This is a genomic window from Bradyrhizobium sp., assembly GCF_035652035.1.
Taxonomy (GTDB): domain Bacteria; phylum Pseudomonadota; class Alphaproteobacteria; order Rhizobiales; family Xanthobacteraceae; genus Bradyrhizobium.
Genome location: NZ_DASREO010000091.1, coordinates 15,552 through 32,557, shown reverse-complemented (window position 1 = coordinate 32,557; position 17,006 = coordinate 15,552). Strand labels below are relative to the sequence as shown.

Genomic DNA, 17,006 nt, shown 5'->3' with positions numbered 1-17,006 from the left:
TCAGAAAGTTGCGACCATCATCGATTTGCGTCGCAACAATCCTCACGGCACATGTCTCAGTTGGGTCATTTACTGCCGTAGGCCGGTAACCCGACCTCCGTCGGCTCCGCCTCCGAGAGCGGACCTCGAAATGTTCGGAGTGCAGGTCGGCAACGGGCCAAAAGGCGACGTAACCGCACACAGGTCAACGATGACGCTTGGCGTCAGTCTTTCGAGTTGGTTTGGTCCTTGACGATGGGATAACCCTTCTTTTCCCAGTCTGTTAGGGTCATCAATACCGCTGTGACGTTGGTGAAACCAATATCCCTAAGTTGCTTGGCTGCAAGCGTGGCTCGGCCACCGGTCGCACACTGGACAAAAATCTTGCGATTCAAATCGATCTTGTTTGGATAGCCCAATGCTCGCCAGATCCGAAACTCGAGGCGTCCGCGTGAGATGTTGACGGTGCCGGGTACGTGTGCAGCCTTGAATTCGTCCGGCTCACGAACATCCACTAGAAAAGCGTCTCCCGGATTCTTGACTACCGCCAGGTAGCTATCCGTATCGGTCGTATCGATGGTTTTACGAACTTGCAGGACGTACTCGTCGATCGAGTCCGGCCAGTTTTCGGCGGCGAAGGTCGGCTGTGTAAGAGCGATTGTTGCGCAGACAACAATGGCAAACAAGCTGGGTTTGCGGCTCATCACGACACCTCCCTTGCGACTGAAACATCTATGTAAGTTACCCGCGAGATGCGCCGCGTTGCGTTAGATCAAGGCGATGGTCCACTTGTAACTTTCCGCCCTGGCGTGGTGGATCCGATCAGCTCACCTGCGCGGTTATGTCGGCTTCGGGTCTTGAGCGGGAGCCGCGTGGCTGAAACGGCATGTCGGCTCTTCCCCGAAAACTGAACATCGGCCCACAAAACCGCTGCTGATGCGGCCCGTGACGCTTCCGGCGCAACCATAAATGCGCGTTCGCAATTGCTTTTGAATTTGAGAACACGATTCGGAGTTTCGATGTCGGGCGTTTCGTCCAGTCTCGGTCTCGACCTTCACTGCATGCGAGATCGAAATGAACATCCCCCACATCGTCGGCGAGCCGTCCATCCTCTATCTGGGGACTCCGGTCGTGCTGATCAGCACTGAAAACGAAGACGGCTCCGCCAATCTCGGGCCGATGTCATCGGCCTTCTGGCTGGGTTGGCGCTGCATGCTCGGCCTGGACGCCTCGTCGAAGACAACGGAAAATCTGATCCGCACCGGCCAGTGTGTCCTCAATCTGCCTTCGGTCCAGAATGTCGGCGCGGTGAACCGCCTCGCACGTCTGACCGGCAAGAATCCGGTTCCGGCGTGGAAGCAGCCGCTCGGTTATACGCACGAGAAGAACAAGTTCGAGATCGCCGGATTGACCCGTGTCCCCTCACTGAGCGTGGCGCCACCGCGCGCGCTCGAATGTCCGATCCATCTGGAGGCGGTCATCGCGGCAAGGCACGGCCTGATGGAGGACGATGACGCCGTGCGCGGCGCGCTCGTCGTCTTCGAGGCGCGGATTGTGCGTGTGCACCTCCACCCAGGTCTTCTGATGGACGGCAACCCCAATCGCATCGATCCGGACAAATGGCGTCCGCTCATCATGAGCTTCCAGCGCTTCTATGGTCTCGGCGACGAACTCCATGACTCGACACTCGCCCGGATTCCCGAAGACGCCTACAGGCCCCTTGCGCGAATCCCCGAACCGGCTTTCGCCTCCGGCGGCGGATCGTAAGGCCGCAAGCCCTCACAGCACGAACGGCACGATCATTTTCGTCCGCCGCATGTAGTCCGGATATTGCGCGGGAAACTGCTCGCGCATCAATTCCTCCTCGCGCCGCGCGCTGTAGACGAAATACGGCGCGAACACGATAAGCATGATCCCCCAGAGCACGCTTAAGCCGATCGCCGAGCCGAGTATCGCGAGCACGATCCCGGTGTAGATCGGGTGACGGACATACGCATAGGGACCGCTCGTGACCAGTTCCGGCTCCTCTTTGCGCGACATCGGCATGCCCCAGTTGCGACCGATATAGATGCGTGCGTAAACGGCAAGGCCAACGCCGAGCAGAACGATCGCCGCGCCGATGGCGCCGAGCAGGATGCTGTGCGCCTGATAGGCATGCACGGCGCGGAGCAAGCCGCGCGCGGGCGTGAAACGAAGCGCCACGACGATCAAGACGACAAGGCCGCCGCGCAACAGGCTTTGCCTCCACCAGAGCGTGATGCCGAGGCTGCGCTTGGCGCTGAGCGCCGAGATCCCCCAATACACGGCGAAAACAAGCCAGAGCGCGGGAATGATCAGCCGAAAGATCGTCATGACGGGACTGGTGGAGTGGATTTGACATTCGCTACCCAGCTAGGTGCGAACTCGAAAAGCGAATGTCAAATCCTAAACTCCACTGGTGCTCGACCCACAGCGTGCCGTCCTGGTCGAACGTAGCGATGCGTTCTTCCGGTGGCACGAAGCTCGAACTTGCCCGGTCCGTGGTGGCGCGTACGAAGTCGAGAATCGCTTGCTTTGCCGGCCCGTCGTTCCACGAGGCCAGCGAGCTTGCCTGAGCCTGCGCAGCAGCGGGAAGAAGAAGCTCCGGTAATGCCGGCGCCACGGCCAATGTCGCCAGCAGCACTCGACGGCTGATGCCGGAGGACGGGAGATTCGACTTCATGGGGGCCTCCTCAGGATGACGCAGCTAGACCAGACCATGTGCGACAGATCGTTCTTCGTCTGTGCAAATTCGGCTGAAACGGCATCAAATTCGTCGTCATGCCGCAGGTTGGTCGACGGCTCTCCCCGAAAACTGTGCGGTGCCGGCCGTGGAATGGCCAAGCTCGGCTGGATGACGGGACGGACCTCGGGTTGCAGAGTCCGAGTCGAGTCATTCGCGACTGGGGCGAGCCGGCAGCGAGTCCGGTCAGCACGGAGCCTGTATCGCGGACAACAATCAGGAAGATATGGGTCGCTCACGAGGTGGCCTGACCAGCAAGATTCACGCGGTGGTGGACACCAATGGCCTGCCGGTCCATCTCGCCCTCACGCCCGGTGAGGCGCATGACAACCGGCTGTGTTCGGTTCTGCTCAGCGCATTGCTTCCCAAGACGATGCTGCTCGCGGATCGCGGCTACGACGCCGACTGGATCAGGGAGCTTGCCCGCCAGCAAGGAGCATGGGCGAACATTCCGCCGAAACGAAATCGCAAAGACCCGATCTGCTTCAGTCCGTATCTGTATCGCGCACGCAATTTGATCGAACGGTTCTTCAACAAGATCAAGCAATGTCGGCGTGTCGCGACCCGGTGCGACAAACTCGCAGCCAACTATCTTGCGTTCGTCAAACTCGCATCGATCCGAATTTGGCTGCGTGCTAATGAGTCCACGCCCTAGTCCACCGAAAGCAAATGGTTCCGGGACGAAGACTACATCACCGCCTGTTGATCCGGCACCTTGAGCGCGCGAGCGCCACCGGATGACTGCTCCGAGATCGAACGGCCAACGCTTCGCAACATGGCGCTCGCGCAGGTCGCGCTATGGTCGACCAGCCAGCGCCCGAAGGCGGACGGCGACAGCGCGGGCGCGTAGAGGAATCCCTGGATGACATCGCAGCCGAGCTTGGACAGCAGATTTCGCTGTCCTTCGGTCTCGACGCCCTCGGCGACCACGGTGAGCTTGAGGCTCTGCCCGACGCGCACCACGGTCGTCACGACGGCGCGGGCCGCCGGATCGCTCTCGACCTCGCGCATGAAGCTGCGATCGATTTTGAGTTCGCGGATCGGCAGATGCGCAAGGCGGTTGAGGCTCGAATAGCCCGTTCCGAAATCGTCGAGCGACAGACCGGTGCCGAGCTTGCGCAGTGCGCTCATGGTCTCGACCGCGACCGCGTGCTCGTTCAGGAATACGCTCTCGGTGACCTCGAGCATCAGGACGTCCGGCGGCAGGCCATGCTCGCTGAGAATTTCGGCGACGACGCCAGCAAGACCAGCGTTCTGGAAATTGATCGGCGAAAGATTGACCGACACGCAGGGAATGTCGAGGCCCGCGCTGCGCCACTCCGCCATTTGCCGGCAGGCCTCGCGGATCGACCACAATCCGATCTGCTCGATCAGCCCGCATTCCTCGGCAAGCGGAATGAACTTGGCGGGAGGAACTTCGCCAAGCACCGGATCATGCCAGCGCGCCAGCGCCTCGACGCCACGCAAGGAGCCATCGCTGGTCCTGATCTGCGGCTGATAATGCAGCGAGAGGCCGCCGCCCGCGAGCGCGACGCGCAGCGCCGCGCTATAGGCCAGCCGCTGCTCGGCGAGGCGGTTCATGTCGGCGCTGAAGAAGCGATAGGTGGCGCGGCCCGCCTGCTTGGCCTTGTACATGGCCGCGTCGGCCTGCTGGATCAGCGTGTCGAGATCGGTCGCGTTATCCGGATAGATGCTGATGCCCATGCTGACCGAGACCGGCACTTGCCTCGCTCCCAGCTTGAGCGGCGGGCTAAGGGCTTCCATGATCCGGGACGCCACCAGCGAGGCTCCCGCGGCGTCGCGCTCGGGAAGCAGGATCACGAATTCGTCGCCGCCAAGACGCCCCAGCACATCGCCCGGCTGGATCTGCGTAAGCAGCCGCTGCGCAAACTCGACCAGCATCTCGTCGCCGGCCGCATGTCCGAGTGAATCGTTGACGTCCTTGAAATTGTCGATGTCGAGGAAGGCCAGCGCGACATTCTTGCCGGCCGCGACCTCCGCGATCGCTTCGGAGATCAGATGGCGCAAGCGCGCGCGGTTGGGCAGGCCGGTCAGCGTATCGTAATAGGCAAGCTGCGCGATCTGGGCACGCGCCTCCTTGCGCTCGATGGCAAGCGCGCCGAGGTGAACGCAGGCCTCGACGATCCGCTCATGCCAGCGCGAAGGCGCGCGGCATTCCCTGAAATAGAAGGCGAAGGTCCCGATCACGCGGCCATCCTTGGCCTTGATCGGCGAGGACCAGCACGCGCGCAAGCCCACGTCCAGCGGCCTCGTCTTGTAGGGCTGCCAGCGCGGATCTGTGTCGATGTCCATGGCAAGCACCGCCTTGCCAAAATAGGCGGCCGATCCGCAGGAGCCGACATCGGGCCCGATCGCAATCCCGTCGAGCGCCCGGGAATAGTCGTCGGGAAGGCTCGGGCCGCCGAGCGGATGCACCAAGCCTTCGGAGTCGACATGAAGCAGCGAGGCAACGACGTCAGGCGCAATTTCCTCGACGCGGCGGCAAAGCTGGTCGGCGATGTCAGCAATCGGAATTTCGTCGGCGAGCGCCGTCATGATCAATTGCTGCAACGACCATAATTGCCGGGTTTCGGTGATATCGGCGAGCAGCGCGACGATATACTTGACCTTGCCGCGCGCATTTCGGAACGCCTTGACGTGGGCGCCGAGCCAGATCTCTTCGCCGCCGGAGTCATAGGCAAGGATGTCCTCGTCGATGCCGCTTTCGCGCCCGACGCAGCGCTGCAACCGCTTGAGCATTCGCCGATCGGTGTGCGGCCCGGCGAGCAGTTCGCCAATCTTGCGGCCTTCGGCTTGCTCGATCCTGTGGCCGAACATGCCGACAAAGGTGGCGTTGACGTAGACGACCTTCATGTTGCGGTCGACGATGATGACGGCGCGATTGGTTCCGTCGGCGATCATCACATGAATCGCGAGCCGCTCGCGCAGCTCGAGATCGGGCGTAATGTCCCGCACGAGCGCAATCGTGCGCGGCACGCCTTCCGACACGACATGCGAGAGTGACAGTGCAACGCGCAGACGCTCGCCCTCGGGACGCGTGACCGTAAGTTCAGTCCTGCGCTCCCTGTCGAGATCGCCAAAGCCGAGCACGGCGGCGGATCGGCCCAGAACCTCGGCCCGGGAAAGTCCCCAGATCCGCTCGGCCGACGCGTTGAAATGCGTGATGCGATGATCCTGATCCAGGATTACGACGGCCTCATTGGCCCGCTCGAGTGCGGCCAGGAGGACATCGGAACTTTCTACCGGAAGTTGGTCGTGCACGGACATCAACGGCTTGATCCCGCAGGGAATACTCTGCGCGAAAAGCCTATCGCCTCAGCGGTATTTAAAGGGTTGTGCAACCTGGCATGCTGTTGGGATAAGAATTTATCCTTAAGAATTCGCTACCAGCGCCGGGAGTCGCGCGGTGAACCAATTATTCGCAAGGCGTGTGCCACCTTCTCGCCCTCTGAATGTTAGAAAACCTGTTGATGGTCCTGTGCTGGACAACCTGAGGTCCTTTCGCGCCGGGGACGTTTTGATGAGTAGCTTCAGGTTCTGCTTTGTTCTGGCGGCCGCCCTGCTCGCCGCTATGGCGGGTCCGATCGCTTCAGCTGCGGGCGAGCCGAAGCCATCGGAACCCAAGGACGCTGACCCGCCGATGCAGGCGGACGCAGCGAAAGCCGATGCGGAAAAACCCGCCGACAGGCCGGGGCCTTCCTTCCGCGCCGCGGTCCGCGCCATGGTCGAACAAGAAGTTCAAAAAACCGGCCTTCCGGCCGACATTGCCGATGCGGTCGTGTATGTCGAAAGCAACTACAACCCCGCAACGATCGGGGGCGTCGGCGAAATCGGCCTGATGCAGATCAGGCCCGGGACGGCCGCGATGCTGGGGTTCAAAGGCAGCACGGAAGACCTCGCGAAGCCGGAAATCAATATCCACTATGGCGTCGCCTATCTGAGCAAGGCGTGGCGCCTCGCGAACGGCGACCTGTGCCGCACGCTGATGAAGTACCGCGCCGGGCATGGCGAGGAAGTCATGACGGCGCGCTCGGTGAGCTATTGCAATCGGGCGCGAACCCGTCTCGCCGCGCTCGGCTCATCGCTGGCGACGACGGACGGACCGACGCCGCCTGCGATCATCCCCAAGTCCGTGCTTGCCAACGATCAGCCGCGGTCGCTTTTGATTTCGCCAAAGGACGTCTATGCGCAGTACCGGCAGGGAACGCCGGCGGCGAGCCGGGCCTTCTGGGCCGCTCATGAAGCCCGTGTCCGCGCAATCAAGGCGCGGATCGAAGCCAGATGGCGCCGCTTGGCGTCACGCTGAGCGCGACGGCGCCGCGCGGCAGTGTCTCGACTCCCATCAGATGCAGCTAATTTCCGGCCGAAGGCTGATCACCAAGCCAGCGCATGAATTCGCCGACGTGCTGGGCCCAGAGGTCCGGCCGCGTCATCGTGAAATGGCCAGGTGATGACGACGTCCCCGGCTGAACCACAAACCGGCCATGCTCGAGCTTCGGCACGACGGTCTGGAGAACCTGCAAGCGGTCAGGATTGAATTCGTCGTCGGAAAAATTGAGTGCAAAGAGCTTCGTCGAGACCTTCGACAGCTCAGGCTCCGGATCGTAGCTGAAAGACGATTTAAGAGAGTAAAGGATATCGTTTGCGTCGACGTGCTCTGCCGTGACACGGGTACTGGCGAGGAATTTATCAGCCGCCTGACCATTGGCGACTTCGTGCTGAAGCGCAGAAACGCTATCGATCATCATTCGCAGAATATTGTATCCGACGATCAAGCCGCGCGGCGGCGTCGTATAGTCACCGTTCTTCCATTCCGGATCGGAGCGGATCGCATCGACCACCATGCGCCGCCACAGCAGGTTGCGTCCGGAAACGGGCATCGGCAGCGAAACGACGGGCATCACACCGTCCATCATGTCCGGATAGGCCTCTGCCCATTGCCATGCGTTCATGCCGCCCATCGATATGCCGAGGATGGCATGCAGATGCTTGATGCCAAGAGTTTCGGTCACCAGCCTGTGCTGGAGGTCGACGATGTCGCCATAGTCGTAGTTGGGGAATTTGGCTTTCAGACCGTCACTGGGTTTGCTGGACTGCCCATGGCCCACGCTATCTGGAAAGATCAGGTAGTAGCGGTTCGCGTCCAGCGGCCGTCCCGGATCGAACAGCGCCTTGGTAAAGGTCGGGCTCAGGAGAACACGGCTATCGGCGCCGGTCCAATGCAACACGAGCACGGCGTTGTCGATGCCGCCCTGGGCGTTACGGTGCGGTTTGCCGAGAGTTGCGTAGTGGATCTTGACGTGATCAAGCGTTTCCCCGTCCCTGAACCTGTAATTGTCGAACAGGGCCTCGGCCTGGACGGCCACCGTGTTCGCTTGCTGGTCCCACGGCGATGGCGCCACATTGTTGGCCGCGGCCGGAGCGGACTGGGCAGATGCTGCACCTGAAAGCAATGTCCCGGACATCAGGAGAGCAAACAGGAGGCTGGTTGTTGACGGAATCCGCTGAGGCTTCATGACGGTCGTCCTGCTTGGTTAGGCAATATTATTGGATGATGATCATCATACCACTAAGCATGCAAGCTTATTGTTGGAAGCAGCTCTCAGGCTTTTGATTTGCGCTCAAGTTCCGATATCCGTCGCGCGAGATCGTCATGCCGATCAAAGTTCAGCGCATCGTCGAACTGCACAATGCTCAGCCACAGACGCCTGAGAAACCCGACCTTCTCCTCCGAACTTCGCGCAACCGGATCATTGCCATTCGCGTAAGCCATCTGTTGTCCTTTCACGGTTTCCTGTTTTCTCCGCGCAGTCGCGCTGCCGCTCCGCGCCGTCATGCTTCGACAGCGGAGCCTTTCGCTCTGCTTGCCGCGCCTCGACGCAGAAGATCAAAAGCCATGAGATGGTTCGCTCCCGAAATCCCGACGCCATAGAGCGGAATGAGCACCATGGGCAGCGTCTGGATGGCCGCCATCCGCGGGTCGTTGAGAAGGAAGAGAGCGAGACCGGTGCCTACGGCCACCACAAAATCCGCGAAGCCGACGATGTGGAAGATGAGATATCCGGATCGGCTCTCGGGCAGCAGCACGACGACCAACGCGAGAACGCCTGCGATGAGATCGCCCCACCCCGCGTTGCGGACGAAAGCCTCGGGAAGCAGGTTGTGTGCGCCGTACCAGAAGAACAACAGCGCAGCCCCGATGCGCCAGATGTGAAAAGCCGTCAGCGGTCGCAATCCGACGGCTGCGATGTACGCACGGAATCCGTCGGACATCGCATACACAATGACAGGCATGATGATTCCGAGCGCAATCAGCGGTGCGATCAGCAGCGGAGGTATAGAGGTAAAAACTCCGGTCTCGGCTGCCGCGGCAACAGCCAATCCCCAGATGGCCAGCACACCCAACAGCACGCGTGTCCCACGGACTTTGTCGACATTCCCAGTCTGATTCATGATCTCGTCTCCCGTCAGGTCGGTTGCTCAAGTCCAGGGGAGCCCTAGAGCTTCCCCTTTCTCCTGTCTTCCGTCAGTTTTAGAAGCGGGTTGGCTTTCGACAGATTTCCCGGCTGGACTCTTTCCCAGAGGCTTCCCTTGCCGAGCTCTCTGCCAAGCTGATCCTCGCGACGGAGCCATTGCTCAACGCTCTTGATCCGGTTGGGATGGATTTCATCCAGCAACGCGTAATCTCGCGCGATGATCTTATGTTTCCAGATGTTCCAGAATCCGGTGAAGTTGTCCCGGAAGCTCATCGTGCTTTTGTCGGCGGGATCGGCATTGTATCCGGCCGGCAGACCAGCGGCCATCTTGAGCGGGCCGTTCCAGTAGTCGTCGAGCGGAGCGTCGATGTATCGCGCCGGATGCCCCGTTACGTTTTCGAACGCCGCAGCAAGCTTGTGGTAATCGACATCTTCGATAGCGACCTCGAGGTTCATGCCGTTGGCTCGCTCGGGATTATCGAAGAGCCAGCGCGCGTAATAACCGCAATCCGCAAGCGCCACGTGAGGGACTGCCCCGGCGCCGAGCGGCACCCGCCAGGTCACGACGCCATCTTCCACGGAGGGGGTCATCGGCGTCATCGCCGAAACCGCCATCTCCATGTACGGGCCCGTCGTAAACACAGCCGCACCCATTCTCTCCCGGTTCGACTGGTTCTGGAACAGGATCCACTCGCCTATGCGGCCCTTGCCATCGTAGTGACCCGCGCGAAATCTTGAATCGTAGCCGGACTTCTTGAGCGCGTAGTCCAGATTTACGTAGACGAAGAACTTGATGCCTTCTTCGATGGCTATCTCGTAGCTGCGAATTGCCCAGTACAGTTCCGTCTTCTCCCCGGTATTGAAGCCGTCAATATTGACGTACGTGCCATCGCAGCCTCTGAAACCCTCCCGAAGCGTGGCTTCGTCAGCGAATGTTCCTTCGAGAATCGAGACGTTACCGAGCGCGACGAGCTCCCTGGCACGTCGGGAAGCCGGATCACGGCTGAGGGCTCGAACCGAATATTTCTTGTCTGCAACGAGCGCGCCGATAACAGGCAGCCCCTGGGCGCCTGTACCGCCGACGACAAATATCCTGGACGTGTCATGGACGGACATCACCATCTCCTCGATTGAATGGCCGGTCGTCGGTCGCCGCCCTTTCGAGCCGTTGCGCACCTGGACCATTGCCTTATCGCTACTCACTCTTATAATAAGAGTGACTAGGAAGACAAGAGTTTTGTTGCCCTGCTCGCGAAGCTGTTATCGCGTTAGGCTCCAGCCACGGATTTGTGCGACAATCGTCTGCAGGGAAACACAAGGGTTTGTTGAATGCGCTCAAAGGGTTTCGATGGAATGATTTGCTCGATTGCCGGCGTCATGGCGGCGATTGGCGATCGCTGGGGTCTCTTGATCCTGCGCGATCTCGTCCTCGGTCTCAGGCGATACGAGGATTTTCGCCATTCGACGGGTGTGACCCACGCGACGCTCAGCGACCGGCTCAAGCACCTGGAGGCGAACGACCTGATCGAGCGGCGGCGCTATCAGACGAATCCGGAACGTTTTGAATATTTTCTAACCAGGAAAGGCTGGCAGATCGCCGCCGTCATGCCAGTGCTCGCCCAGATCGGAGATCGCTGTGATGTTTCTGGCGCCAAGGGGCCGCCGATGAAGTTCGTGAATCGCAAAACCGGCGCCGAGGTGGGATGGGGTTTCTTCGACAAGAAGACCGGCGAGCAGTTGGGCGCCAAGGATCTTGCAGTCAAGGAAGGGGTCGGAGCAGACGAGCTTGTTCGCTGGCGGCTATCCCACAGGGAGCCAGGCTGATGGCAGGCTGGCGGCGAGGCTGGTCTAACGCTCATCGAATAGACGACGAGCCCTCGGGTTTGGAGTTTCGTCTTGAGTGCGCTCTTGACGTCGACTTTTGAGTCAAAGCCGACATCAAGATTCGCTTTCCGGCCGGCAAGCCAGCTCTTTCAGGCGTGCGCCGCGCCCGCGACCGCGCCCGACACCTGCTCGCGCCGGACATCGATCCGCAACAGCATCACGACAACGGCGCCGAGCAGCGCGCAGCCTGCCAGCAGCAACAGGCCCGCGGTGAAGCCACCCGTAAGATCCTTCAAGTAGCCCATCGCATAGGGACCCGCGAAGCCGGACAGATTGCCGATCGAGTTGATCGCAGCGATGCCGCCGGCGGCCGATGCGCCGGTGAGAAAACTTGCCGGCAGCGGCCAGAACATTGGCGGCACCGCCGAGATGCCGATCTGCGCAAAACAAAGCAATGCCATGACAATGAAGGGATTGCCGATCAGGCCCGCGAGGCCGACGCCAATTGCCGCCATCAGGAGTGCGACGGCGACGTGGCCCTTTCGTTCCATGGTGCGGTCGGAATGCCGGCCGAGCACCACCATGCCGATGGCGCCGAACACGAAGGGCAAGGCCGCCAGCAATCCGGTCTGGGCGTCGCTGACGCCAAAGCCCTTGATGATGGTGGGCAGGAAAAACGCGACGCCATAGCTCGCGGCATTCAGGCAGAAATAAACCAGCGCGCACAGGAAAATCCTGGCATCGGTGAGCGCCTGCAACAGCGACAAATGCTCGGCTGTTTCCTTGTTGCGCTTCTCGGTCGCCTGAACGTTTTCGAGCCAGGCGATCTCGTCCGGCTGCAGCCAGCGCGCCTGACGCGGAAAATCCGTCAGGTAGATCAAGACGCCGATGCCAACCAGAACAGACGGCAAGGCTTCGAGAATGAACAGCCACTGCCAGCCGTCGAGTCCCCAGCCCGTCAGGCCGAGCAGAACGCCTGAGATCGGTGACCCGATGATCGAGGAAATCGGGATCGCGAGCATGAACAGGCTGATGACACGCGCGCGATACACGGCCGGGAACCAGAGCGTCAGATAGAAGATGATGCCCGGAAAGAAGCCGGCCTCGCAGGCACCGAGCAAAAGGCGCAGCGCATAGAAAACACCGGTCGTCGGAATGCCGGTCGACGAGGAGATATGCGGGATGAAGGCGAAGGCCGCCGACACGATCCCCCAGGTGATCATGATGCGGGCGATCCACACCCGCGCGCCGACGCGCTCGAGGAAGAGATTGGAAGGCACCTCGAACAGGAAGTAACCGATGAAGAACAATCCGGCGCCGAGCCCATAGGCCGCTTCGCTCAGGCCGAGCGCCGCATTCATGTGCAGCTTGGCAAAGCCGACATTGACGCGATCGAGATAGGCGACGAAGTAACACACGATCAAAAACGGAATAAGCCGCAGCATCACCTTGCCGATGACCCGTTTCTCGATGCCGTCCATGGCGAACTCTCCCTTGCCGTCATCGAAGGTCGGTTCGGAAAAACCGCCGGCCTTCTGTTTGATGAAACTATGACGGCCACGCGTGAGCAGCGCAAATGACATTTCCAATGGTGCGCTGCGCCTGATAGCGATCAGGGCGGCGCGCATGGACCAACATATGTGACTCTTCTCATGTTCCAACTCCGCACGAACATGGATGTTCGCCGGACGCGGGCGATCGAGAGTCGTCTGGTCACGCGCTCAGGTTCGACCCGGTGTCTTCAATCGAAACTGACGATCTCGACCCAGTTTGCATCCTTTCCTGCCGGATACTTTCCGATCAGGGTCAGACCGCCGCTCGCTTCATCGATCTTGTAGGCCGAGATCGTGTCCGACTTTTCGCCGGAGACCACGAGAAACTTTCCTTTCGGATCGATCGCAAAGCCTCGCGGCTGCTTCTCGGTGACTGTGCTGGAAAGAAAAGCGAGCTTGCCGGTCGCGCCGTCGACACTGAATGTCGAAAGCGTGCTGCCCGTGCGTTCCGCCACGTACAGGAATTTGCCGTTCGGTGTCAGATGCAAGTCAGACGCCCAGATGTCGTTGTCGGTGTTGCGCGGCGGCGGGCCGCCGGGCACGGCCGGGCCGCGCGGCTGACCGGGACCGAGTTTCGTGTCAGGCGGCAAGCCGGATATCGAACTGACTTCCGTCAACAGACCCGTCTTGCCATCGAGCGAGAACGTCGTAACCGTACCGGTGAGCTCGGTCAAAAGGTACAGGAACTTGTTGTCGTTCGACGTCACAAAGTGACGCGGACCCTGCCCAGCCTTCACCAGGAAGACCGCCGGTGTGTTCGAAGCGAGCCGTCCCTTCTTGGCGTCGAAGGTGAACTGGAACACCTCGTCGGTACCGAGCGTCGGCACAAAAACAAATTTGTTGCTCGCATCGATGCGGATCGAGTGGGCGTTACGACCGACCGGGATCACCTGGAGCGGCTCAGCGGCAACGCTTCCGTCAGCCTTCACGGCATTGAGGCTGATCAGGTTCGCGCTGTACGACGCGCCGAACAAATAGCGCCCCGTCTTGTCGAGCGATATGTATGGAAAGCTCTCGGCCAGCGGCGACGTCGAGACCTGCTTCAGTGAGCCGGTGTTGCGGTCGATGGAATAGACATACACCGTATAGGGCTTCGAACGCGCTGCGGCGTAAAGAAAGCGCTTGTCCGGGCTCACCGCCATCGGCATGACGACTTTCGCTGCCTTGACGTGCTCTCCCGGCTTCAGGGAGCCGTCCGCCTGCACGCTATAGACTCCGATATCGCCATCCTCGGCATTCGATACGTAGACGAATGTCCCCGCCTGCGCCGGCACGTGGCCGGCCAGTGCCATCAATCCGGCAATTGCGATCCGGCTTCCTAGTCTTGCGATCGTATTCACGCTCAGCCTCCCTTTGATGTCCCCCTGCGATACGCTCTGAGCGGCATTGATTGCCGGCCAACGCACCACCGATCACACGCGTAGCTTGTTATTCCTGCCACGCGCTGGAATCGCATCGTAGCGGGTCGGTTCGGACCAGGGAAGATCGTTGTCGGTTCGGCTGAAAAGCCGAAAGTCGCGCGGCATCGCTGCGGCTAGTGATCCGATTCTAACGTTCGCATCCCTTTGCAGCGCGCACTTTTGCGAATGTTAGAGTCAAAGGACCACCAGCAAATATAGGTTTCTAGCGTCCCGATTCCGAAGTTCGCAACATTTTTCGGAACCACGTTTCGAACTTCGGAATCGATAGGACACTAGTAAATTTATGATTCTAGTGTGGCTTTGGTTTAGAAGTCCGCATGGCGAACCCTCGGCACAAATGATGCGGACTCCTGAACCGCCACACTGGTGGAGTTTAGGATTGGACATTCGGCTGACGAGCAAGCGGCCAAGTGAGTAGCGAATGTCAAATCCCCTCCACTAGCGCTTGCGACGCCAAAGAGCCGCGCGCCCTTAGTCGTGAAGCAGCGTTTGCCAGTTTGAAGGGACCGCGCCAGCCGGTCCCGGCACAGGCTGACCAGGCGGATGCGCGTGAGGGGCCTGAAGCTTTGGGCCGGTGATGAATTCGTCAGTGCGATAGTCGTAAAACCACCGCTCGTTCGGCTCGAAGCTTGTGATGATCGGGTGACCGGTCGCCGCGTGATGGTTCGATGCATGCTGACCTGGCGAGGCATCGCAGCAGCCGATGTGGCCGCATTCGGCGCATCTGCGAAGATGCAACCACCATCCGCCCCGGGCGAGGCACTCGACGCAGCCTGTTCCGGTCGGCTTGGCCGCGGGGTTGATGCCTTCCCTTTCGTTCATGGGTATTGCTCTTAGGAGTTGTGCCGTTCACTCGTAAACGATGCACGGCCCTGCCTTATTCAACCTCTGTAACATATCCATCAGAAGCGCGAATACCGCCCGCGCGGCATGGGGATGAATCCGGTTTGATCTAGGTCAACGGTCTGAAAACGGGTCGTCCGAATTCTCGATCATGTCGCGAAACACCCTGATGTATTACACATCACTGGTATTGGTCTGGACCCTGGCCTTGGCTTGCGTCCTGATCCTCGCGGATATCGCTTTCTAGGTTGCTCGCCGGCGTAACGGGATGGTGGCTTTGACCGGCTCTGGTTCGTGGCCCGCCAGCCAGCCGTTGATGCGTGCGCCGAGATCGGCGAGGCGAGCTTTTTCCAGAAGAGCGTCACGCTTGTTTCCGAGAGGCAACGTGCGCGCCATCTCTCGCGCGCGTTCAGCTTCGTTGGCAAGTCGCTGTCCAAACGAGATTTTGTCTTTGGTCTCTGTGCGTCGCATCACGATTTGTCGTCATCCTGATGCTCCGGCCGGGACAAATCGGTTGGCTCGCGCGCCACTGTGCGCGCATCGAACATAGCATTCAGGATGATGATCGGCAGGTAAAACGCAAGCATGGGCAAATCCTCCATGCCGTGACAACCGTTGGCGCTGTTGCCGCGTTCCCAAAATAAAGATGATATTACAGGAACGATTTAGGACCTTATCAAACTACCACGTATTTCCGGACACGCTTTTGCCGAGCGTCCACAGCGAAGCCGAGGCGGCGCACCGAGAGCGCAGATCAGCGGGCTTGTTCAGCCGGCTTGGCATTCAGCAGAAGCAGGAAGATCAGCACGTGGCTGACAAGCAGCAGCGGGACATAAAGCGCAGGGACATAGATCGCCGCGGCCATCAGCCCGGGATCCCGGAGCTGGGTTACGCCCAGGTAGTATGCGTTCAGAAGATCGAGCGTGCCCCAGATGTTGAAGAGCCAGACGAGCGGAATGGCGATCGACCAGCGCCAGGAGAGCGCCGCCATCGAGACAAGGGCTAAACTCGCTGCGATGAAATCGCCCCATGCAACCTTGCTGGCAAAGTTCGAATTCAGTTCGGAAGACACGAATCCAGTCACAAGAAAGTTCATTCCGAAAAATCTGAACGCATGAAAGGCAGCGAGGAGCCTTAACGCCTCAAACCGGGGCAAGGCGCGCACCGCCGGCCAGACATAGATGGTGGCGACAACTGCAGTCGCCACGAAGGCGCCTGCGACGCTCAGGACAAATGGCACATTGACGACTGGCATTGTTTGGCTCCTCGTTTCGCCCGGATCGGGTTCGGCGCCGAGTTGATGTGGGTCTTGCTCTGCAACCCGACATAGGACGCCCTCTCGCAAGCGACTATCCGCGACAATCTGGACGGGCTGTGAAGCAAGGCTTCACACTGAGACGGAGAGCCTGTGAAGCTATCGCGCGGGCAGGCTGGCGCTCCAGATCGCAAACACCATCGCCCCGACCCCAACGCCGGCAAGCAGGATGCCGGCCAAAAAATACCGGGCGGCGCCCGCCTGCCCGACCTCCAGCCTCGCCCGCTCAGGCTTTTGCGGATCATAGTGCACGGCAATCGTCGCGCCGATCGGATACCGCGCCAGATGCTCGCGGGCCTGCTCCTCCCTCAGATAGCCCAGATCGCCAAGCCCGATGCGGATCACATCGCTTTTGCGACCAACGCCGTTCACCGTGTAGGCGTAGCTGACACGCGGGACGTAACGATCGTACTCATCGTCCGACCTGGAAACGCGCTTGATCACATCAGTCGCGATCACCATGCCGTCCGTGGTCGGCCAATGCACCGCCGCGGCCGCGAGCCGGCGGGTGCGGATCGCCCTCGACAACAGGAACAGGCCGATGCCCAGAAACACCAGCGCGGCCAGCCCGCCGCCGAGCACGAAATAAGGCTTCACGCCCCGGTCGATCGCGCTGCCCGCAAACGCGCGCTCGGGCGCCAGCATCGCCATCGCGGCCGCGCAAGATTGAAGTCGGATGCAGAGAAGGCGCATGCGATCATGTCCCCACATCAAGCCGAGGCAAGTTACGGACGGAAAACGACAGTCCGAACACCCTTGACATATGTCAACCGCGCCGAGGCTCGGGTGCAGCGTCATCGACGCTGGGTGGAT

The 17,006-nt window shown here is 60.4% G+C and carries 16 protein-coding genes and 1 pseudogene; 4 read left to right on the top strand and 13 right to left on the bottom strand.

Annotated elements, in window-relative coordinates; genetic code table 11:
- Nucleotides 1-203: 203 nt before the first annotated feature.
- Complete coding sequence (locus VFB05_RS24080; RefSeq protein ID WP_325016970.1) at nucleotides 204-683, bottom strand: rhodanese-like domain-containing protein; 480 nt, start codon at nucleotides 681-683, stop codon at nucleotides 204-206.
- 370 nt (nucleotides 684-1,053) lie between these two features.
- Between VFB05_RS24080 and VFB05_RS24075 the strand changes: the two genes are divergently transcribed.
- Nucleotides 1,054-1,746 carry a flavin reductase family protein gene (locus tag VFB05_RS24075; protein ID WP_325016968.1) on the top strand — a complete coding sequence of 231 codons (693 nt, stop codon included), beginning with the start codon at nucleotides 1,054-1,056 and terminating at the stop codon, nucleotides 1,744-1,746.
- 12 nt (nucleotides 1,747-1,758) lie between these two features.
- Here VFB05_RS24075 and VFB05_RS24070 read toward each other — a convergent pair whose 3' ends face one another.
- Complete coding sequence (locus VFB05_RS24070) at nucleotides 1,759-2,331, bottom strand: isoprenylcysteine carboxylmethyltransferase family protein (RefSeq protein WP_325016966.1); 573 nt, start codon at nucleotides 2,329-2,331, stop codon at nucleotides 1,759-1,761.
- Between the two features lie 31 nt (nucleotides 2,332-2,362).
- The gene (locus VFB05_RS24065) at nucleotides 2,363-2,680 is read right to left on the bottom strand and encodes a hypothetical protein (RefSeq protein WP_325016964.1); all 318 of its coding nucleotides are present in this window, start codon (nucleotides 2,678-2,680) and stop codon (nucleotides 2,363-2,365) included.
- A 247-nt stretch (nucleotides 2,681-2,927) separates the two neighbouring features.
- Between VFB05_RS24065 and VFB05_RS24060 the strand changes: the two are divergent.
- Nucleotides 2,928-3,395: pseudogene (locus VFB05_RS24060) on the top strand (IS5 family transposase); the annotation flags it as partial.
- A 32-nt stretch (nucleotides 3,396-3,427) separates the two neighbouring features.
- On the opposite strand, the gene VFB05_RS24055 reads toward VFB05_RS24060, so the two are convergent.
- Nucleotides 3,428-6,028, bottom strand: a complete 2,601-nt coding sequence (locus VFB05_RS24055) for an EAL domain-containing protein (protein ID WP_325016962.1) — start codon at nucleotides 6,026-6,028, stop codon at nucleotides 3,428-3,430.
- Nucleotides 6,029-6,401: 373 nt separating this feature from the next.
- On the opposite strand from VFB05_RS24055, the gene VFB05_RS24050 reads away from it, so the two are divergent.
- Nucleotides 6,402-7,067: a lytic transglycosylase domain-containing protein gene (locus VFB05_RS24050; RefSeq protein WP_414643314.1), complete on the top strand. Its 666-nt coding sequence runs from the start codon at nucleotides 6,402-6,404 to the stop codon at nucleotides 7,065-7,067.
- 46 nt (nucleotides 7,068-7,113) lie between these two features.
- On the opposite strand, the gene VFB05_RS24045 is transcribed toward VFB05_RS24050, so the two are convergent.
- The 4 genes from VFB05_RS24045 to VFB05_RS24030 form a co-directional block, all read right to left on the bottom strand.
- Nucleotides 7,114-8,277, bottom strand: coding sequence for an alpha/beta fold hydrolase (locus VFB05_RS24045; protein WP_325016957.1), 1,164 nt, complete (start codon nucleotides 8,275-8,277; stop codon nucleotides 7,114-7,116).
- Nucleotides 8,278-8,363: 86 nt separating this feature from the next.
- Nucleotides 8,364-8,534, bottom strand: a complete 171-nt coding sequence (locus VFB05_RS24040; protein WP_325016955.1) for a hypothetical protein — start codon at nucleotides 8,532-8,534, stop codon at nucleotides 8,364-8,366.
- Nucleotides 8,535-8,593: 59 nt separating this feature from the next.
- Complete coding sequence (locus VFB05_RS24035; protein WP_325016953.1) at nucleotides 8,594-9,214, bottom strand: permease; 621 nt, start codon at nucleotides 9,212-9,214, stop codon at nucleotides 8,594-8,596.
- A gap of 44 nt (nucleotides 9,215-9,258) precedes the next feature.
- The gene (locus VFB05_RS24030; RefSeq protein ID WP_325016951.1) at nucleotides 9,259-10,422 is read right to left on the bottom strand and encodes an NmrA family NAD(P)-binding protein; all 1,164 of its coding nucleotides are present in this window, start codon (nucleotides 10,420-10,422) and stop codon (nucleotides 9,259-9,261) included.
- A 192-nt stretch (nucleotides 10,423-10,614) separates the two neighbouring features.
- Here VFB05_RS24030 and VFB05_RS24025 point away from each other — a divergent pair, with 192 nt between their 5' ends.
- Entirely contained in the window at nucleotides 10,615-11,061 is a 447-nt protein-coding gene (locus VFB05_RS24025; protein ID WP_325016949.1) for a helix-turn-helix domain-containing protein, read from the top strand.
- A gap of 149 nt (nucleotides 11,062-11,210) precedes the next feature.
- Here the strand turns inward: VFB05_RS24025 and VFB05_RS24020 are convergent, their stop codons facing one another.
- The 5 genes from VFB05_RS24020 to VFB05_RS24000 form a co-directional block, all read right to left on the bottom strand.
- Nucleotides 11,211-12,542: an MFS transporter gene (locus tag VFB05_RS24020; RefSeq protein WP_325017351.1), complete on the bottom strand. Its 1,332-nt coding sequence runs from the start codon at nucleotides 12,540-12,542 to the stop codon at nucleotides 11,211-11,213.
- 260 nt (nucleotides 12,543-12,802) lie between these two features.
- Nucleotides 12,803-13,954 carry a lactonase family protein gene (locus VFB05_RS24015; RefSeq protein WP_325016947.1) on the bottom strand — a complete coding sequence of 384 codons (1,152 nt, stop codon included), beginning with the start codon at nucleotides 13,952-13,954 and terminating at the stop codon, nucleotides 12,803-12,805.
- Nucleotides 13,955-14,506: 552 nt separating this feature from the next.
- Nucleotides 14,507-14,857 carry a UBP-type zinc finger domain-containing protein gene (locus tag VFB05_RS24010; protein ID WP_325016945.1) on the bottom strand — a complete coding sequence of 117 codons (351 nt, stop codon included), beginning with the start codon at nucleotides 14,855-14,857 and terminating at the stop codon, nucleotides 14,507-14,509.
- A gap of 775 nt (nucleotides 14,858-15,632) precedes the next feature.
- Nucleotides 15,633-16,223: a hypothetical protein gene (locus VFB05_RS24005; protein WP_325016943.1), complete on the bottom strand. Its 591-nt coding sequence runs from the start codon at nucleotides 16,221-16,223 to the stop codon at nucleotides 15,633-15,635.
- A 69-nt stretch (nucleotides 16,224-16,292) separates the two neighbouring features.
- A complete protein-coding gene (locus VFB05_RS24000) occupies nucleotides 16,293-16,886 on the bottom strand; it encodes a DUF3592 domain-containing protein (protein WP_325016941.1) in 594 nt (197 codons plus the stop codon).
- Nucleotides 16,887-17,006 lie beyond the last annotated feature (120 nt).